This is a genomic window from Ferrimonas sediminum (assembly GCF_900100175.1).
Classification (GTDB): Bacteria; Pseudomonadota; Gammaproteobacteria; order Enterobacterales; family Shewanellaceae; genus Ferrimonas; species Ferrimonas sediminum.
Window position 1 is genome coordinate 5,270 of record NZ_FNEM01000016.1, and the last position, 17,340, is coordinate 22,609.

The following is a 17,340-nucleotide window of genomic DNA, read 5'->3' on the forward strand; positions in this document are numbered from 1 at the left end:
TCTGATAACTTGATCCAGGGAACGCTGCCCGCGACCTGCTGGTTTTGCTCGGACAACTTTATCCATGGCACGCTTCCGGCGATCTGCTGCAGCGCGTTGGCTTGATCAGGGGTATGGCTGATGGATGCGACACCGTAGAAAGAGGTAGCAGTAACGAAGGTGGATAACAGAAGCTTCATTGCTGTAGTCATAGTGGTTGCCCTTGCTGAATGTTAAAAATAGACAGCAAGGGTTTAGCAATGGTTGTGCCAATGTTGTTTTGTCGTAAATTTCCTAGCTTTTCAAGGAGATTTTGGATTTCTCATTTTTAAGCTTTTGTTCTATATGACTTTCTTTTAGCGGTTTACTGAAATGGTAGCCTTGAATTAATTCACACTTAAGAGCCTTTAAAACAGTAAGTTGCGATTGCTCTTCAATCCCTTCTGCCACCACTTGCAAGTTCATGTTGTGGGCGATGGTAATGATGGAATCGACCATTTTCATATCGCGATCGGAGGTGGCGATGTCATCGATGAAGGATTTGTCGATTTTTAACGTATGAATTGGAAAGCGCTTCAGGTAGGACAATGAAGAGTATCCGGTGCCGAAGTCATCCAGGGCCAGGTGGATCTGCATGCGATTGAGGTCTTTCATAATCTGAATGGCCTCTTCGGGGCGATCGATGACGGTGCTCTCAGTGATCTCCAGCTCCAGGTTGTGCGCAGGGAGGCCGGTCTCATCCAAAATCACCTGAATGCGCTTACACAGCCCCGGAGAGCTAAATTGCTGGCTGGACAGGTTAACCGCGATCCTGCCCTTAAGAAGTCCCTTTTTGCGCCATTGTTCGGCGGTGAGGCAGGCCTGCTTTAATACCCAGTTGTCGATGTCGATGATCAGGCCAGTCTCCTCCGCCAGGCTGATAAACTGGTCGGGGAACAACAGCCCTTTGGTGGGGTGATTCATCCGGACCAGTGCTTCCATACCAAAGATGGAGTCGGAGGTCAGGGCCATCTTGGGCTGATAGTGCAGCTCGAACCAATTCTCTTTCAGGGCCTGGCGAATCATGCTTTCCACTTCGAAGCGCTTTATGGCGTCCTGGTTCATAAAGTCGTTGAAGAATTGGAAGCATTGTCCACCCTGACTCTTAGCGTGGTACATGGCCAGATCGGCTTTTCTCAGCAGGGCGTGCGGCTCTACGTCGTCTTCGGGGTAGCTGACAATGCCGATGCTGGCTTTAACGACGATCTCTTCCTCATCCACCAGATAGGGTTGCTCAAAGGTAGTCAGAATGCGCTTGGCAATTTTGCTGGCATTTTTTACTGAAGAGGTGCTGTCGGCGATGATGGCAAACTCGTCGCCGCCGAGGCGGTAGAGCTCGCAGTCATTGGGCAGCTTGCTGTTGAGCCGGTTGGCCACATGGCACAGCAGGCTGTCTCCCACATCGTGGCCCAGAGTTTCATTGATGCGCTTAAAGTTATCCAGGTCAAAGACAAACAAGCAGTGCTCGCTCTGGCGTTTGATGCGGGCATCCAGGCTGATGTGCAGGTAGGTGCGGTTCGGCAGTCCGGTCAGCACGTCGTTGTTGGTAAGCCGGCGCAGCTCTACCTCGTTCTGTTTTCGGTGGGTAATGTCGGTGAGGATACCCACAAAATAGCTGGGGTGGTTGTCTTCGGCTTTGATCAGATCGATCACCACATCCAGATGGATCTTACGGCCATCCGGGCGGCGGTGCTCCAGCTCGCTGGCCCAGTTGCCCTGAATCTTGACGATGTTGGAGATCTCTTGAAAATAGTCGGTATCCAGATCCCCTAGGGACAGGGGAGTCCCGATCAGTGCCCGGCGCTTGTGGCCCAGAATCTGGCAGCCGCTGTCGTTCAGTTCCAGGTAGTTGAAGTCGGCATCCAGAATGAACATCCCTTCGGAGATGTTGGTCAGCGCGCGGGCAAAGATGGTCAGACGCTCTTCCGCTTCTTTGATCTTACTGATGTCTTTAATGGTACCTGTCATTCGGGACGGCTGGTCGTCACCGTCCCGTTCAACGATTTTGGCCCGGTCGAGGATCCAGATCCAGTTGTGCTGTTTGTCCCGAACCCGGTAGGTTGCCTCAAAGTGGTCGATGTCGCCCCGGAAGTGGGCCTCGAGGGCATTGCGGACACGCTCCCGATCGTTGGGATGGATGTTGCCGTTATCGGTGGGGGTGCTGCGTTGACCATCTTGGGGGAAGTCCAGGGTTCCCCAGATGTTGGAACGGTATATCCGTCCGGAGTCGATGTCCCAGTCCCACATCTCATCGCCGCTGCCCCATAGAGACAGTTTGAGGCGCTCTTCACTCTGGGCGATGCGCGCCTGCACCCGGCGGCGTTGCTGAATGGAGCGGAAGGCCAGGTAGATGAGGGCCATCAGCAGCATAGCGTAAATCGCCTTGGCAGAGGTCGACAACCACCAAGGGGGAAGAATGGTCACCCCAAGGCTGCGAACCGGACTGTCGTGCCCGAGGCCATTGGTGCTTTTTATCTCAAACCGGTATTCGCCATAGGGCACGTTGGTGTAGGTGGCGATGCGGGAGTTGTTGGCAGTTTCCAGCCAGTTGTCATCCAGGCCATGGAGCCGGTACAGGTAGGAGATGCTGTAATCCAGTGCCTCAGAGGGGGAGGAAAACCCGAAAGAGAAGGGGTAATCACTGCTTTTCAGGGTAATGGACTTGGCCACCATGATGTTTTTGTTCAGCTTCTCACCCACTGGTACTTCACGGTTGAAGATGCGAAATGAGGTAATCACCGGGGCCGTGCCACGCTGCTGGGTTTTGTCGATGTCTGAGACCAGGTTCAGCCCGCCGCTGCCGCCAAAGAGCAATTGGTTATTGAACTTGCCACTTGCCATGCCGTTGAATTCGGACAGGGCTCCGAGTTTGGTGTCGTAGATGTTGACGGTCTTGCCACTGCTGCGATCGACAACCACCAAACCGCCGGAGGTGGCACTGATGACTCGCTCCGGGGTGACTTCAAAGGAGTAGGCCACGCTCTTGTTCAGCTTGCTGAACTGCTCGATGTGGCCAGTGCTCTTGATCTCGAACATGCCGGTGTCCAGCGCCTGGGCGTAGATCTGGCCATTGGCGATTTTGGTTCCGGAGATGATTCGGCCCTTGAGGAATTCACCATTACGAATCAGTTCATCGTCCAGTTTTACCAGTTGAATGACCCCGTTTTGAGTACCGATCACCAGACTGCTTTTGGTGACCGCGCCATTGAGAATCGGGTGTTTAAACTGCACATCTACCGGGGCTGGCGCAATGGAGGGGGTCGGCTTGTTGATGTTGAGCATCATCAGGCCGTGGTCCACGGTACCCAGATAAACCTTGCCCTGATAGATATCGGGAATGATACAGCTGAAGGTGGCATCGTGTTTCAGGGTCGTGGTGTTGAAGTCTGCATCGACAATGACCAGGGTCTGACGACCACTGATCAGCAGTTTGTCGCCAAAGGTCGCCACGGTCTTGGGGCCGGCAATGGCGGTGTTGAGGCTGCGGGTTTGTTCAAACTGATCGTTATAGAAGTGAACTTCGGGTTCATCTTCCAGTACCACCAACTCATTACCAAACTGATGGGCGCCCCAGACGTCATTGCCGGTGTCATTGGCAAACTTCTCAACGACTTTCTGTTGATTACTTTTTCTGAACAGGCCGTTACCGTTGGTGCCAAACCAGAAGTTGTTACCGGAGTCGGTAAACAGGCTAAGGATGGGCTTGCTGTTGTCTTCGGTTCGAAACTGTCGGATTTTAAACGGGTGCTCAGAGGTGTCGACGGCAACGATTCCGGTTTTAGAGACCACTCGTAAGATGCTTTCCCGTTCGTTGAAATCCAGCTTTTCAAACTGGTTGCCGCTCAGGATTTCCTGCAGCTCGCCGTCGGGACCCAGGCTGAAGACCTGGTTCGCAGTCAGCAGGAACCACTCATTAATGGCGCGGTCGATATCGATAACGGTCAGGGTTTCATCCGTCAGCGGTATCCATGGCTTGCTGGCGTCCGGCTGAACCGACTTTACCTGGCCTGAGGCGGTCAGGGCCAGACTCATCTTTTTACCGGGCAGGGCCTTCTTTATCGCTTCGCCGGTGCCGAGTTGCTCAATGGTGCCGGAGTGGATGTTCAGTGAAAATAGCCCTTGGGTGTTGGAGAACCAGATGTGGTTTTTATGTAACGTCAGGTGGTTGGTGGTCAGCCCCGACGGAATAGAGATGGTGGAAAACTGCTGAGAGGTGATGTCATAGCGGCTGATGGCGGTTTGGGTGGCAATGTAAAGTGCGTTCTGTTTGGCGACGTACACCAGATCGTGAATGGTGTTGGAACTGAGGCTGTTGGGGTTGCCCTCCTCATGACGAAACACCTTAAATTCATTGCCATCGAAGCGGTTGAGGCCATCGAGGGTGGCAAACCACATCATGCCCTGATTGTCCTGGGTGATGGCGGTGACTACCGATTGACTCAGCCCTTTCGCCATGGACAGGTGCTGGAGTTTGGTGACGGGGTGCAATGAGGCCGCCATACCCGCCATGGGGAGCAGGGCAAGGGATAGGATAAGGGTGACGACCAGTTTTAGCTTCATATCTGTATTTATACGTTTTTATGATATAGAAAACGGCCCGTTTTGGGCCGCCTAACACTGTATGCAACCATTTTACAATAGCATCTGTTACAAGGTGACAGCAACCGCAGATACTGTGGTTAAGCCGTTGAATTACTGCGGCATCACAGAGCGGACTACATAGAAAAGCGACCGGCTTCCGATTTAAATTGATTCAGGTCTTCGATGCTGCTTGAACCGATAATGGGAGAGTTATCCTGATGCTGGTTGCCACAGCTAAAGAGAATCAGCCTGTCCGGGGTTTTGGCCTTCATTCGGTTGACGATAAAGCGAATCATGTCTGCCCGTTCCAGTTGGGCGATGTTGTCGGCGATCTTCTGCCGTTGATTGAAGTCGCAGTCGTGGTTGCCGATGCTGGTCCACAGACGCTGGGCTCGGGCATTGATGTTGGCATCCGGCTCCAGGATCTGCTGAATCAGCCCCTGCTTGGTGGCTTGCCACTGTTCATGGGTAATCTGCATCAGGGCATAGCTGAAATCGGCAATGAACTGATCGATGGCCTCGATCAGTTTCAACGGACTGGCCACCGGGCTTTGAATGTAGAACATCAGGCCCGGGTAGTGGTTCAACGGCACGTAACTGGTGCCAACCATATACCCCAGTTGCTGCTTGGTGCGAAGCTCATGGAAGAAGGTCGATGACATGGCATGGTTAAGCAAGCTGAACATGGCGGCTTTATCGGTGCTGTGCTTTCGGGATTGGTAGTACACCAGAATGGCACTGTCCTGATGCTCGGCGGGTAACTCCCTGAGGATGGTGCCCTTGCTTTCGATGCGCACCAACTCCCTGGCGACCTCTTCACCGGGTTGGCTGACCAGCGCCAGTTGCCGATTCAGATCCTGGGCCAGGGCGATGGCTTCCAGTTTTAACCAGTCCCCGTAGACGAAGGCTTCCACATTGATCTGTTGATAGATCTTGCCGATGTGGCCGTGTAACTCCTCCAGTGTGACGGTTTCCAGCCCTGCCGCCAGCCGCAGGGGTTCATAGCTGCGGTGCTGCAGGGTGGCGGTGAGGCTGTTAAAAAGCTTTGATATGGGGCGGGCGTTGCGAACTGCCTGCCAGTTGCGCATCAGCCTGGCCTTGGTGTCATTGAAGCGTCGGGGCAGGAAATTCCGCTTTCTCGCCTGGGTCAGCAGCAGGGTTAGCAGTGCCTGCTGCTTTCCGGTAAAGCCGGTCAGGTGCAGGGTCAGTCCGCCCTGATGCGGATAGATGTTATAAGACATGCCGGCGATCTCCGCCGGATAGGTTCGTTCACTGAGGTCGTCCAGTAACATGGCGATGTAAAGCCGGGTCAGGGCTGCCGCCCGGGTGGTGCGGTGGGCCTGCTCACTGTCCAGGGCGATAAACAGATGGCCCTTTGGAACCTTGAATTCACTGTCTTTGTAATGCCAGAGACGAAACCCCTGCTGATTAAAGACCACTTGGGGGCCTCGGCTCGGCTGGGTGTCCTGGCGAGGCTGTATGTTGTTCAGAATGTAGGGGTTGGGGCCGGGCAGTTCTAGCTCATGGGAGCGGGGCACGTTGGCCCACCGCTGCCGGCGTGCCTCGGTGATCGGTACGATGCGATAGGGAGTGTTGTACCACTTGGCGTGCCTGTCGGTATCGAGATCCGGCAAAACCAATTGAATCCTCAGCTGCTCCGGCACCATCTTATCCAGCAGCGAGGCGGTCAGTGTATGATCCAGGGTATCCATGCGGTAGTCGCCAAAGATCACGTCCTCGGCGGGGTAGTGTTGCAGGTTAATCGCCAGGTGGCTGGCCAGATCCAGGGGCTTATTGGCTTCCTGGTACTTGAATGCCAGATCCAGCAGGGTTTTGCGTTCGTCGTAGCGCCAGTCCTCGAGGCACTGTTGACGCACTACCCCAATGAACTGAAACATCAGGCCGATAATGGTGTCCTGCTCGGTAATCCCTTTTTCGGTCAGCTGAAAGCTGATGTTGAAGTCTTTAAAGTTATAGCCGTTGATGCCACCGCCGGCAGACAGGTTGGTCGCCAGCCCCTGTCGCTTCAGCAGGGACAGCAGGCTGCCCCGGCCTTCGTAACCCAGCATGTGGGCCAAAAAGGTCAGGGGTTTGAGGTGATACCATTGGTCCACGCCGGGTAGCGGAAAGGTGACCGTGAGCCGCCGTTGGGCTTTCAGTGGTGTGGCCTGTACCTCGATATTCATCTCTTTGTCGGTGTACAGCGGTATATCCGGGTAGCATTTGTGGATGTCACGGTTAACGATGGCGGAGAAATAGTGTTGCAGCCATTGCTGCATCTGTTCGAGGCTGGCATCGCTCACTAACACCAGGGTCATCAGGTTGGCAGAGTACTGGGTGTGGTAGAACTCCAGTAACTCCTCACGGACCGGACGCTGGTTGCGATCCGCCAGGGTTTCCAGGTTGCCAACGGAGAACTTACTGAAGGGGTGGGCCGGGTTGACGGTCTGTTTATGCACCTGATACAGGCGGCGCACGTCATCCCGCAGTTTCATCTTAAACTCTGAGTCAACCGATTGGCGCTCTTTGTCCGCCAGGTGGGCATCGAACAGCGGTGCCGTGAAGAACTGGCTGAAACGCAATAACCCCTCTTGAAAGTGGTCATGGTTGATGTCGAAAAAGTAGCTGGTGAACTCAGGCCCGGTCCAGGCGTTGTGGTTGCCCCCGTGTTGGCTGATGAACTGCTGGTATTCTCCCGGGTGGGGAAATTTTTCGGTGCCGAGAAACAGCATGTGCTCAAGAAAGTGCGCCATCCCCTCCCGGTCGTCGGGATCATCAAAATGGCCGACATTGACGGCCAGGGCGGCGGCGGATTTGGTGGCCGTGGAATCGGCAATCAGTAAGGCCCTTAGGCCATTGTCTAACGTGACCTGAGCGTATTTTTTGTTATCGTTGGGGCTGACGATCAGTTCTGGCATCAATGTTGAATCCTATAGGCGTACGGCCGAGCTTTGGGTATTGCGCCGGAGACAACGTTGGGCAATCAAGGTTCTTTTTGTGGTAGTTATAAGCCTAGTTAAAGCTGGCTGCGTACGTATGATTTTTGTTAGCTTATACCTTTTTCACGGTGAAAACCAAAAGATATCACTTTGTTACGGGATGTCTTTTTTCGATTGCCGGCCTCGTCTGCCGGTGGTTAACTTTGCTGCGGGCTTTCTATACAATGCCAGCTTCGAGCCAGTTGAACCGGGTCGTTCCGGCAAGGCAAAAAAGCCGGGTTAGGCCGATGGGATGGATGATTTTTTGGGGTTAGCATGCGTTTTTATTTGATGCGTCATGGTGAAGCCGGATTTGACGCAACGGTAGACAGTCAGCGGAATCTGACCGACCTCGGTCAGAGAGAGGTCCTGCACATGGGGGCCCGTTTGGCCCAGGAGTTCGGTGGCTGCCGGTTGGTGCTGGTCAGCCCCTATGTGCGTGCCCAGCAGAGTTGGCGCTGTTTGCAGGCATCGCTGCCGCAGGATGCTGAAGTCATTACGCTGGATGAACTGGTGCCCAACGCCGATCCCGGTGTGTGTCATGATGTGATTGTCGCGCACGCGGCGCTCAGCACCACCGATGCGGTACTGGTGGTGGCTCATATGCCACTGCTGGCCTATTTGTTGCGGGAGTTCGTTGCCGGGGTTGAGCCGCCGCTGTTTGCCACTGCCGCCGTTGCCTCGTTGGAGGTCAATGACGGCAGTGCGCGTGTGCTGTCATTGCATTCACCGACGGTGCCCGCCGTCCTCTGAGCCGACATCCACCAGCACCAGTAAAGCGCCGTTGCCTCCCCACTCCAGCGGTGCCTGGTGATAGCCGATTACCTGCGGGTGCTGGGCCAGCCAACTAGGGATCTGTTGCTTGAGCACGCCGCTGCCAATGCCATGCATGATGCAGGCGCAGTGGACGTGGTGTTTTTTGCACTCCTCAATCAGGGCGATCAACTCAAACCGGGCTTCCTGGGTCCGGTAGCCGTGCAGATCCAGCATCAGATCCGGGGTGTAGTCGCCCCGCCTCAATTTTTTCAGCTCGAACGGGTCTTCGCCCTGGCGCAGGTAGCGGACGGGGCCGCTATCGGGCATGGCGGGTTGGAACTCATCAGAAAAGTAGCTGTCGGCAAGTTGCCGCTGTTGCTTCTCTTCCACCTGAATGCGTTTCGGGGCGGCTTTGGGGTGATGGTGTTTGTCCTGACTCAGGGGTTTGACCCCCGACATCATCTCGGCAAACGAACCGTTTTGATTGTCTTTACTCATGGGCGGCATTTTAACCCAATCGTCGCCGCAAAAGCGATGCAGGCCGGAGAACAGATAGATCAGATCTTTAACACGATTGGGTTTACAATGTGGCGCAGTAGAGACAGACAGGATTTTTCTGGTGGATAAAATTTTTATTGATGAAGCGGTCACCGAGCTGCATACCATCGAAGACATGTTGCGTTGGTCGGTCAGCCGCTTCAATGATGCCGGCATCTATTATGGTCATGGGACCGACAACCCCTGGGATGAAGCGGTGGCGCTGGTGTTGCATGCCCTGCACCTGCCACTGGAGTTGGGCCACGAAGTTCGCCGGGCCCGCCTGACCAGCAGTGAAAAACAGAAAATCGCCGAAATGGTGATTCGTCGTGTTCATGAGCGTACCCCGGTGCCCTACCTGACCAACAGCGCCTGGTTTGCCGGCCTGGAATTTTACTGTGATGAGCGGGTGCTGGTACCGCGCTCTCCCATTGCCGAGCTGATCGATAAGCAGTTCACCCCCTGGATGTACAACAAGCCGGTTAACCGGATTCTGGATATGTGCACCGGCTCGGGCTGCATCGCCATCGCCTGTGCCTATGCTTTCCCGGAAGCCGAAGTGGACGCGGTCGACATCAGCGCAGACGCCCTGGATGTGGCGCAGATCAATATTGAACGCCATGGTGCCCTGCACAGCGTTTTCCCGATTCAGTCCGACTGTTTCGATGCCTTGCCAGGTCAGAAGTATGACCTTATTGTATCCAATCCACCCTATGTGGACAGCGATGACATGTCGGATCTGCCCGAGGAGTTTCACCATGAGCCGGAGTTGGGCCTGGCGTCCGGCGTCGATGGTCTGGATTTGACCCGTCGAATCCTGCGGGAAGCGGCCGATCATCTGAATGAAAACGGCGTGTTGATTGTTGAGGTAGGCAACTCCTGGGTGGCGTTGGCACAAGAGATGAGCAGCGTGCCCTTTACCTGGCTCGAGTTTGAAAATGGCGGCGACGGCGTATTTGCCCTGACCCGGGAACAACTGCTGGAGCACCAGAACAGCTTTTAATTAATGACAAAGGGAGAGCCCCAACGCGATGGCTGGCAATACAATAGGAAAACTGTTTACCGTAACCACCTATGGTGAAAGTCATGGGTTGGCGTTGGGGGCCATTGTCGATGGCTGCCCTCCGGGAATTGAGCTGAGCGAAGCGGATCTGCAACTGGATCTGGATCGCCGTCGCCCGGGCAGCTCCCGCTATACCACCGCTCGCCGGGAAGCCGACGAGGTTAAGATTCAGTCCGGCGTGTTTGAAGGCAAGACCACGGGCACCCCCATCGGTCTGGTTATTGAAAACACCGACCAGCGCAGCAAAGATTATTCGGCCATCTCCCAGGTGTTTCGTCCGGGGCATGCGGATTACACCTACCACCACAAGTACGGCGTTCGCGATTATCGCGGCGGGGGCCGAAGTTCGGCCCGGGAAACTGCCATGCGGGTTGCCGCCGGCGCCATTGCCAAAAAGTATCTGGCCCAGGCGTACGGCATCGAGGTTCGGGCTTATCTGTCGCAGCTTGGTCCGATTAAGGCGCAGCAGGTCGACCTGACTGAGGTGGAAAACAACCCGTTCTTCTTCCCGGATGTGACCAAGCTGGATGAGCTGGATCAGTATATGCGGGACCTGAAGAAGCGGGGTGACTCCATCGGTGCCAAGGTGACCGTGGTGGCCACCGGCGTGCCGGTCGGACTCGGTGAGCCGGTGTTTGACCGGCTAGATGCGGATCTGGCCCATAGCCTGATGAGCATCAATGCGGTCAAAGCGGTTGCCATCGGCGATGGCTTTGACGTGGTTGAGCAGCAGGGCAGCGAGCACCGGGACGAGATGACGCCGGACGGCTTTGCCAGTAACCATGCCGGTGGCGTACTGGGGGGGATCAGCAGCGGCCAGCCGGTGATCGCCCACCTGGCTCTGAAGCCGACGTCATCGATCATGGTGCCGGGCAACAGCATCGACGTCGACGGCAAGGCCACCGAGATGGTGACCAAGGGGCGCCATGATCCCTGCGTCGGCATTCGTGCCGTGCCCATCGCCGAGGCGATGATGGCGATCACCCTGATGGATCACGCCCTGCGCCAACGCGGCCAGAATGGGGCGGTGACCGTGTCCACTCCGACTCTCTCAATGAACGACCAATGACGCTGAACTTCTGGCAGCCACAGCGACAGCTGTTGGCTGCTAACTACCTGTTTTATTTCGCCATGCAGGGGCTGACTGTGCCCTTCATGGGCATCTATCTGGATCTTAGGGGCTTCTCGGCGCCAGAGATTGGCACCCTGATGGCGGCACAGATGACCACCGCCATGGTCTCTCCCTACCTGTGGGCGTCGCTGGCAGACTACAGTGGTCGCCGGGCTTCGGTGGCCAAGTTGGGCGTCACACTGGCTTTGGCTGGCTTTGCCGGGCTGTTTATCGCCCAGGGCTTCTGGGAGACGGCGGCGGCCCTGATGGCATTCAGCTTCAGCTGGAGTGGCATTCTGGCTCAGCTGGAGGTGCTGACCCTCAGCTCTTTGAAACCCCGAACCGAACTCTACAGCAAGATTCGCAGCTGGGGCAGTGTCGGCTATCTGCTGATGGTGATTGCCGCCGGCTGGGCGTTTGAACGTTGGGATGCGGGCTTGCTGCCGTGGTTGGGGGTGGCACTGCTGGCGGCGATGATCGGCTTTACCCTGGCCCTGCGCGGTGCGGCCGAACCGCCGCAGCGTCAGTCGGCGGACTGGTCCGGCATTCACTGGTCCAGAGTCGGGCTGTACCTGGCCTTTGCCTTTAGCCTCAACGCCAGCCACGGTGGCTACTACGGCTTCTACGTGCTGTATCTTCAGACCCTGGGGATCAGCGAATCGATGGCCGGGGTACTGCTGGCGTGTGGGGTGATGGCGGAAGTGGGGTTGTTTGCCCTGATGCCCAGGCTGCTGCGCCGCATCGCTCTGGATCGTCTGATGATCCTTTGTGGGGCCCTGGCCCTGCTGCGCTGGTATCTGACGGCACAGATGACCACCGTCGCCGGTCAGTTGCCAGCGCAATTGCTGCACGCCGCCAGCTTTGCCCTGGCGCATGCCTGCGCCATGCAATTTATTCACCATGAGTTTAAACCGGGCATCCAGGGGCGGATGCAGGCGCTGTACGGCAGCCTGGCCTTTAGCGGCGGTGGTGCGCTGGGCATCTACCTCAGTGGGCACCTGTGGCAACAGCATCCGGAGCGGGTGTGGCAACTGGCCATGGCACTGTCGATGCTGTCGCTGCTGATGGCGCTGTTGTCACGAAGCCTGGGTTACAACAAAAGGATTGCCGATGGCCAAGACCATGACCCGCAACCCTGCGCGGAGCCCGCAGCTTAGTCTCTGCTTGGGCTGTGTGGCTTAAAGAATGACGAACGACGGATTTTGGCAGCCCCAGCGCCGACTCCTGGCGGCCAACTACCTGTTTTATTTTGCCATGCAGGCGCTTACTGTGCCCTTTATGGCGGTATTTCTGAAGCTCAGAGGTTTCTCCGCTCCCGATATCGGCACCCTGATGGCGGCGCAGATGGCTATCGCCATGATTGCCCCTTATTGGTGGGCCTCACTGGCCGATCGATACGGTCGACGCACCCTGATGACCAAGTTGGGGGTGGCGTTGTCACTGCTGGGGGTTGCCGGCCTGCTTCTCGCCGAAGGGTTCTGGCCCACCGCTGCCGCCCTGCTGTTGTTTGGTTTCAGCTGGAGCGGCATCCTGGCCCAGCTGGAGGTGTTGACCCTCAGTGCCCTTCGCCCCCATGTTGAGCGTTACAGCCGGATTAGGACCTGGGGAAGTGTGGGTTTTCTGGTGATGGTGGTGCTGGCGGGCTGGCTGTTCGAGCGCTGGAGTGTCGTCCTGATGCCCTGGGTCGGGTGTGGACTTCTGCTGGTGATGCTGGTCTTTTCCCTGCCGCTCAGGTGCGTTGAGGAGGCCTCTCACCGAGTCCTGGCCGAAAGCTGGAGCGGTATTAACTGGCTTAGGGTCGGCACTTTTGTGCTGTTTGCCTTCTGCCTTAATGCCAGCCACGGCGCCTTTTTCGGGTTCTATGTACTCTACCTGCAATCGCTGGGGATCAGCGAAGGGGTGGCGGGTGTGCTGGTGGCTTCCGGGGTGGTCGCGGAGGTGGCGCTGTTCGCCCTGACACCAAGGCTGCTCAGGCGGGTGTCACTGGAGTGGCTGATGATCGCCTGTGGTATGCTGGCGTTGGTGCGCTGGTACCTGACCGCCGAGATGACCTCTCCCTGGGGCCAATTACCCGCCAACCTGCTGCATGCGGCCAGCTTTTCCCTGGCCCATGTCTGTGCCATGCAGTTTATTCACCATGAGTTCCGCCCCGGTATTCAGGGGCGGGTGCAGGCGCTCTATCGCAGCCTGTCGTTCAGCGGTGGCAGTGCTTTGGGGGTCTATTTCAGCGGCCAGCTGTGGCAGCGCCACCCGGAGCAGATCTGGTGGCTGGCCATGGGCCTGGCAACGGTGGCTCTGCTGGTTGCGCTGGGGTTTAAGGGATTGCACGACAACAAGAGGATGGAATCGCGAGGTGACCATTAATCAGAATCAGGCCCTGATTCGGCTGTTTAATCGAGGCCTGGGTAAACAGTTTCGCACCCGGCTTATCGATCTGGGGAGTGAACCCCTCTACCTGCCCGCCGATGCGCAGTGTCCTTTCCATCGCATCTACTTTGCTCATGGTTTCTTCTCAAGTGCCCTCCATGAGCTGGCACACTGGACCCTGGCGGGGAAAGCGCGCCGACAACGGCTGGATTACGGCTACTGGTATCACCCCGATGGCCGTGATGCGCAACAACAGGCGGAGTTTGAGCGGGTGGAGGTGAAGCCTCAGGCGATCGAGTGGGCCCTGCATCAGGCCGCGGCGATGCCGTTCAATGTCAGTGTCGACAACCTGGGGGGCATAGAGGTGGATCGCCGGGCCTTCCAGCTTAGGGTGCAGGCGCAGGTGCGCTGCTATCTGGTCCAGGGGTTTCCCCCCAGGGCCGCGGCGTTGATCGAGGACGTTCGTCGTCACTACCGCACACCGGTACTGACATCACAGCAGTTTGAGTTTTGAGGCAAGGATGAACCGACCATTTCGACTTGGGGTCATTATCAACCCCCTGGCCGGCCTGGGGGGCAGTGTCGCCCTGAAAGGCAGTGACAACGTGGCCCAACAGGCGCTGGCGCTGGGCGCTGAACCTAAGGCCCAGCAGCGGATGGCCACTGCGTTGAGTGCTTGCCAATCACAGTGGCCGCTCATCGACTGGTTCAGCGCCGGCGGCGCCATGGGGGCCGATCTGCTGACCGGGCTGGGGATTGACCATCACTGCCTGTATCACAGTACCGGTGACAGCGATGCCACCGATACTCAAGCTGCCGCCCGGGCGCTGGTGGAGCATGGCGTCGACCTGCTGCTGTTTGCCGGTGGCGACGGTACCGCCCGGGACATCTGTTCGGTGGTGGGGGAGCGGCAGCCGGTGCTGGGCGTGCCGGCGGGGGTGAAGATTCACTCCGGTGTCTACGGTATCACCCCCAAAGCCAGCGGCGAGGTGGTGGCCATGATGGCCCGTGGCGAGCTGGTGAGCACCATGATGGCCGAGGTGCGTGATATCGATGAAGCGGCGTTTCGTCAGGGGCGGGTGCAGGCCCGTCACTATGGTGAGATGCGGATTCCCGAAGCGCTGCAGTTTGTCCAGGCGGTGAAAATGGGCGGTGTCGAGGTGGACGAACTGGTGCTCGATGACATCTGCGCCGATCTGCAGGAGCGCATGGAAGAGGGGGGCCAGTTTGTGATGGGCTCCGGGTCCACCGTGGCCGCCGCCATGGCGATGCAGGGGCTGGACAACACCCTGCTCGGGGTCGATGTAGTGCGCGACGGCCAGGTTGTGGGGCGGGATTTGACGGCCGCTCAGCTACTTGAGTTGGTTACTGAAGTGCCCTCCCGGTTGGTGGTCACCCTGATAGGGGGCCAGGGCCATCTGTTTGGCCGGGGCAACCAGCAACTCAGCCCCGAGGTGATTCGTGCCATCGGTGGCGACAATATCCTTATTCTGGCCACCAAGTCGAAGCTGAAAGCACTTGAGGGAAGGCCGATGATCGCAGATACTGGCGACCCTGAGCTGGATGCTCAGCTGGCCGGGTGGTATCCCATCATCACCGGCTTTCACGATGAAGTACTGTACCGGTTAACGTAGGATAGGGTGAATGTTAGACAGGTTAGAACAACAGGCCGACCAGTGGATGACCGAAATGGTCGAGCAGGGCACGGACGACCAGGTGTTTGCCAGCGGCTACCTGCAGGGGCATCTGGCGCTGAGCCTCAATGAGCTGGATGAACAGCAGCCGCACCTGCTGAGCCTGTTGTCCGAAGACATGGATAAGCGCATCAGCGCCGCCAGCAGTGAATTGGCACCGGACGATCTGAACCTGGTGCGCCAGGCCTGGCTTCAGCTGCTGCATCGGTTGCAGCAACTCGTAAACTGAAAAAAGGAGGCCGGCGCCTCCTTTTTTTATTCTGGCACCCGGTGGCCTTTTTTCAGTCGCCGCAGCCAGAAGCGGTCCGGTACAATCCGCGCAAGCAGTGCCTGGTCGACAGGCCTGGGTTCGGCGCACAGGCTTGAGACGACGGATTCGGCCATTAGCGCGGCACTGCACAGGCCTCGCGAACCCAGTCCGGCCAGCAGGTGCAATCCCGGTAGGGTAGGCAGAGGCTGCCCCCGCAGCTGGGACTGCTGGTCGATGATTTTCGGCCAGTCAGGTACCGGCCCGGCCAAAGGAAAGTGATCCCGCACCGAACCGCGAACGGCGGCACGGCCACTGTCGTCAAAGGTCAACTCCTCGACCCAGCCACACTGGCCAAAGCTGGTGTGCATTCGCTGGCGAATCTCCGTCACATCCTGCTGCTGCCAACGGGCATCGCTGCTGCGTTTCACGAAACTGGCGCCGCTGGTCAGGCGCCCGTCCAGCTGCGGGATCAGGTATCCATCGGCACACAGCACCGTTTTCAGGCGATTCAACGTCGGGGTGGTGTTGGGAGCGCTAATCTGGCCCCGAACCGCCTGGATGGGCAGGGGCTCAGTCTGTGCCAGCAGGTGGCTCTGGTGCCCCATGGCGACCACCACCTGGGCATGGCGGGCCTGGCGACCGTGCTGAAAATCCAGTTGCCAGCCGTTGTCGCTGGCCGTCAGCGACGTCAGTTGGTGGTCATAGTAGCATTGCAGTTGTCCCAGCTCGCCGGCCTGCTGCAGCAGGGCCGGAATCAGCTGATTTGGTGCCACCCAGCCGCCGAAGGGGAAGAACAATCCGCCCCGATCCAGCGGCAAGTCGGCGATGTGGCTGGCCTGTTGGCGGTCGATGCCATGCACCAACTCCGGCGGGAACCCCGCCGCGGCCACCTTAGCCAACTTGGTCTGATCTTTGTCGTTCTGGCTTAACTGGACCACGCCGCACCAGTCGTGGTCGATGGCGTGCCCGGCGGCCACGGCGCGGTTGAGGCGCTGACGGCTGAGCAGGAAGCCCTGTTGGTACAGCTGGCTCAGTCCATCTTCGGCCAGGTTCATCAACGGGTAGATGGCCCCCTGACGATTGCCCGAGGCGCCATCGGCACTGGCCTGTCCCTGGCTGTACAGGGTGACCCGTATGCCCCTCTGTACCAGGCTGAGGGCCAGGTGCGCCGCCGCCACGCCGGCACCGACGATCGCCACCTCGGTGACGGTTTCGGCGATCGGTTTGGCGTCCAGTAACCGGCCGCTGATCATCTCCCGTTTGACGCCGTAGCCGTGATCCTTGGTGACGGAAAAACCGGCGTGCTCCAGTCCGCGGCGAACGTGCCCGGCTGCGGTAAAGGTGGCGTAGGTGGCCTGGTTGCGGCTCAGCCTGGCCATCTGGGTGTAGAGTTCAGGCTGCCACATGGTGGGATTTTTGCTCGGCGTGAAACCATCGAGGAACCAGACATCGAACAGGCCGCTGTCGTCGGATACCATGGTGGGTAGAATTTCGTTGACGTCACCCAGCCACAGATCCACCACCACTTCACCCTGGTCAAACTCCATGCGGTGGCAGCCGCCTATCGGGGCGGGGTAGGCCTGCTGCAGTTGCCGGGTCTGGTGGCTCAGTTGTGGCCAGTATCTGTGGGCCCGGCGCAGGTCGGCGTCGCTGACAGGGTGTTTTTCCATGCTGACAAAATGCAGCCGCTGACAGCGGGCGTCAGGATGATCCTGGCGGAACTGACGAAACGCCTGCCACAGCAGGCACAGGTTCAGTCCGGTACCAAAGCCGGTTTCCGCCACCACCAGAGTTGAGTGGGGGTGGGCTATAAATCTTTCTGGAAACCCGTTATGTTTCAAGAACACATACTGAGTTTCGTCGATGCCGTCTACGGTGGAGAAGTACACATCGTCGTAGTCGACCGATACCGGAGTGTCGGAATCGCGCCAATCCAGTTTGGCGGGAAGGATGGGAGTCACGCTGGGTCTCACTGTCGCTCTTTT

General features: G+C 57.8%; 12 protein-coding genes. 8 read left to right on the forward strand and 4 right to left on the reverse strand.

All coding sequences use genetic code 11. The annotated features are described in order from the left end of the window. Positions 1-273: 273 nt before the first annotated feature. Entirely contained in the window at positions 274-4,578 is a 4,305-nt protein-coding gene (locus tag BLT77_RS15545; protein ID WP_090367102.1) for an EAL domain-containing protein, read from the reverse strand. 155 nt (positions 4,579-4,733) lie between these two features. Further along, positions 4,734-7,517, reverse strand: coding sequence for an insulinase family protein (locus BLT77_RS15550; RefSeq protein ID WP_090367104.1), 2,784 nt, complete (start codon positions 7,515-7,517; stop codon positions 4,734-4,736). A gap of 336 nt (positions 7,518-7,853) precedes the next feature. Here BLT77_RS15550 and sixA point away from each other — a divergent pair, with 336 nt between their 5' ends. Then, a complete protein-coding gene (gene sixA, locus BLT77_RS15555; RefSeq protein WP_090367106.1) occupies positions 7,854-8,330 on the forward strand; it encodes a phosphohistidine phosphatase SixA in 477 nt (158 codons plus the stop codon). Here the strand turns inward: sixA and smrB are convergent. Beyond that, positions 8,304-8,831 carry an endonuclease SmrB gene (gene smrB / locus BLT77_RS15560; protein ID WP_090367234.1) on the reverse strand — a complete coding sequence of 176 codons (528 nt, stop codon included), beginning with the start codon at positions 8,829-8,831 and terminating at the stop codon, positions 8,304-8,306. The genes sixA and smrB overlap by 27 nt on opposite strands. 121 nt (positions 8,832-8,952) lie before the next feature. On the opposite strand from smrB, the gene prmB reads away from it, so the two are divergent. From prmB to BLT77_RS15595, 7 genes are read left to right on the forward strand one after another with little or no spacing between them, the layout of a single operon-like run. Further along, positions 8,953-9,873: a 50S ribosomal protein L3 N(5)-glutamine methyltransferase gene (gene prmB, locus BLT77_RS15565; protein WP_090367107.1), complete on the forward strand. Its 921-nt coding sequence runs from the start codon at positions 8,953-8,955 to the stop codon at positions 9,871-9,873. A 28-nt stretch (positions 9,874-9,901) separates the two neighbouring features. Further along, positions 9,902-11,002: a chorismate synthase gene (aroC, locus tag BLT77_RS15570; RefSeq protein WP_090367109.1), complete on the forward strand. Its 1,101-nt coding sequence runs from the start codon at positions 9,902-9,904 to the stop codon at positions 11,000-11,002. Next, positions 10,999-12,201, forward strand: coding sequence for an MFS transporter (locus BLT77_RS15575; RefSeq protein ID WP_090367111.1), 1,203 nt, complete (start codon positions 10,999-11,001; stop codon positions 12,199-12,201). Before aroC ends, BLT77_RS15575 begins: the two co-directional genes overlap by 4 nt. 28 nt (positions 12,202-12,229) lie before the next feature. Beyond that, entirely contained in the window at positions 12,230-13,408 is a 1,179-nt protein-coding gene (locus tag BLT77_RS20515) for an MFS transporter (protein WP_090367113.1), read from the forward strand. Then, complete coding sequence (locus tag BLT77_RS15585) at positions 13,398-13,925, forward strand: elongation factor P hydroxylase (protein ID WP_090367115.1); 528 nt, start codon at positions 13,398-13,400, stop codon at positions 13,923-13,925. Before BLT77_RS20515 ends, BLT77_RS15585 begins: the two co-directional genes overlap by 11 nt. Before the next feature lie 7 nt (positions 13,926-13,932). After that, positions 13,933-15,045 (forward strand): ATP-NAD kinase family protein, encoded by a 1,113-nt coding sequence (locus BLT77_RS15590; RefSeq protein WP_090367117.1) that lies wholly within the window; start codon positions 13,933-13,935, stop codon positions 15,043-15,045. A 10-nt stretch (positions 15,046-15,055) separates the two neighbouring features. Then, the gene (locus BLT77_RS15595; RefSeq protein ID WP_090367119.1) at positions 15,056-15,334 is read left to right on the forward strand and encodes a YfcL family protein; all 279 of its coding nucleotides are present in this window, start codon (positions 15,056-15,058) and stop codon (positions 15,332-15,334) included. A gap of 26 nt (positions 15,335-15,360) precedes the next feature. Here the strand turns inward: BLT77_RS15595 and mnmC are convergent, their stop codons facing one another. Further along, on the reverse strand, positions 15,361-17,316 hold the full coding sequence (gene mnmC / locus BLT77_RS15600; protein ID WP_176819339.1) for a bifunctional tRNA (5-methylaminomethyl-2-thiouridine)(34)-methyltransferase MnmC2/FAD-dependent 5-carboxymethylaminomethyl-2-thiouridine(34) oxidoreductase MnmC1: 1,956 nt from the start codon (positions 17,314-17,316) through the stop codon (positions 15,361-15,363). Between the last annotated feature and the right edge of the window lie 24 nt (positions 17,317-17,340).

What these genes read in the sequence shown, in the direction of transcription:
- sixA (WP_090367106.1), top strand. Translation starts at nt 7,854, where the DNA reads ATGCGTTTTTATTTGATGCGTCATGGTGAAGCCGGATTTGACGCAACG.
- BLT77_RS15595 (WP_090367119.1), top strand. Translation starts at nt 15,056, where the DNA reads ATGTTAGACAGGTTAGAACAACAGGCCGACCAGTGGATGACCGAAATG.
- aroC (WP_090367109.1), top strand. Translation starts at nt 9,902, where the DNA reads ATGGCTGGCAATACAATAGGAAAACTGTTTACCGTAACCACCTATGGT.
- BLT77_RS15550 (WP_090367104.1), bottom strand. Translation starts at nt 7,517, where the DNA reads ATGCCAGAACTGATCGTCAGCCCCAACGATAACAAAAAATACGCTCAG.
- BLT77_RS15575 (WP_090367111.1), top strand. Translation starts at nt 10,999, where the DNA reads ATGACGCTGAACTTCTGGCAGCCACAGCGACAGCTGTTGGCTGCTAAC.
- smrB (WP_090367234.1), bottom strand. Translation starts at nt 8,831, where the DNA reads ATGAGTAAAGACAATCAAAACGGTTCGTTTGCCGAGATGATGTCGGGG.
- BLT77_RS20515 (WP_090367113.1), top strand. Translation starts at nt 12,230, where the DNA reads ATGACGAACGACGGATTTTGGCAGCCCCAGCGCCGACTCCTGGCGGCC.
- BLT77_RS15545 (WP_090367102.1), bottom strand. Translation starts at nt 4,578, where the DNA reads ATGAAGCTAAAACTGGTCGTCACCCTTATCCTATCCCTTGCCCTGCTC.
- BLT77_RS15590 (WP_090367117.1), top strand. Translation starts at nt 13,933, where the DNA reads ATGAACCGACCATTTCGACTTGGGGTCATTATCAACCCCCTGGCCGGC.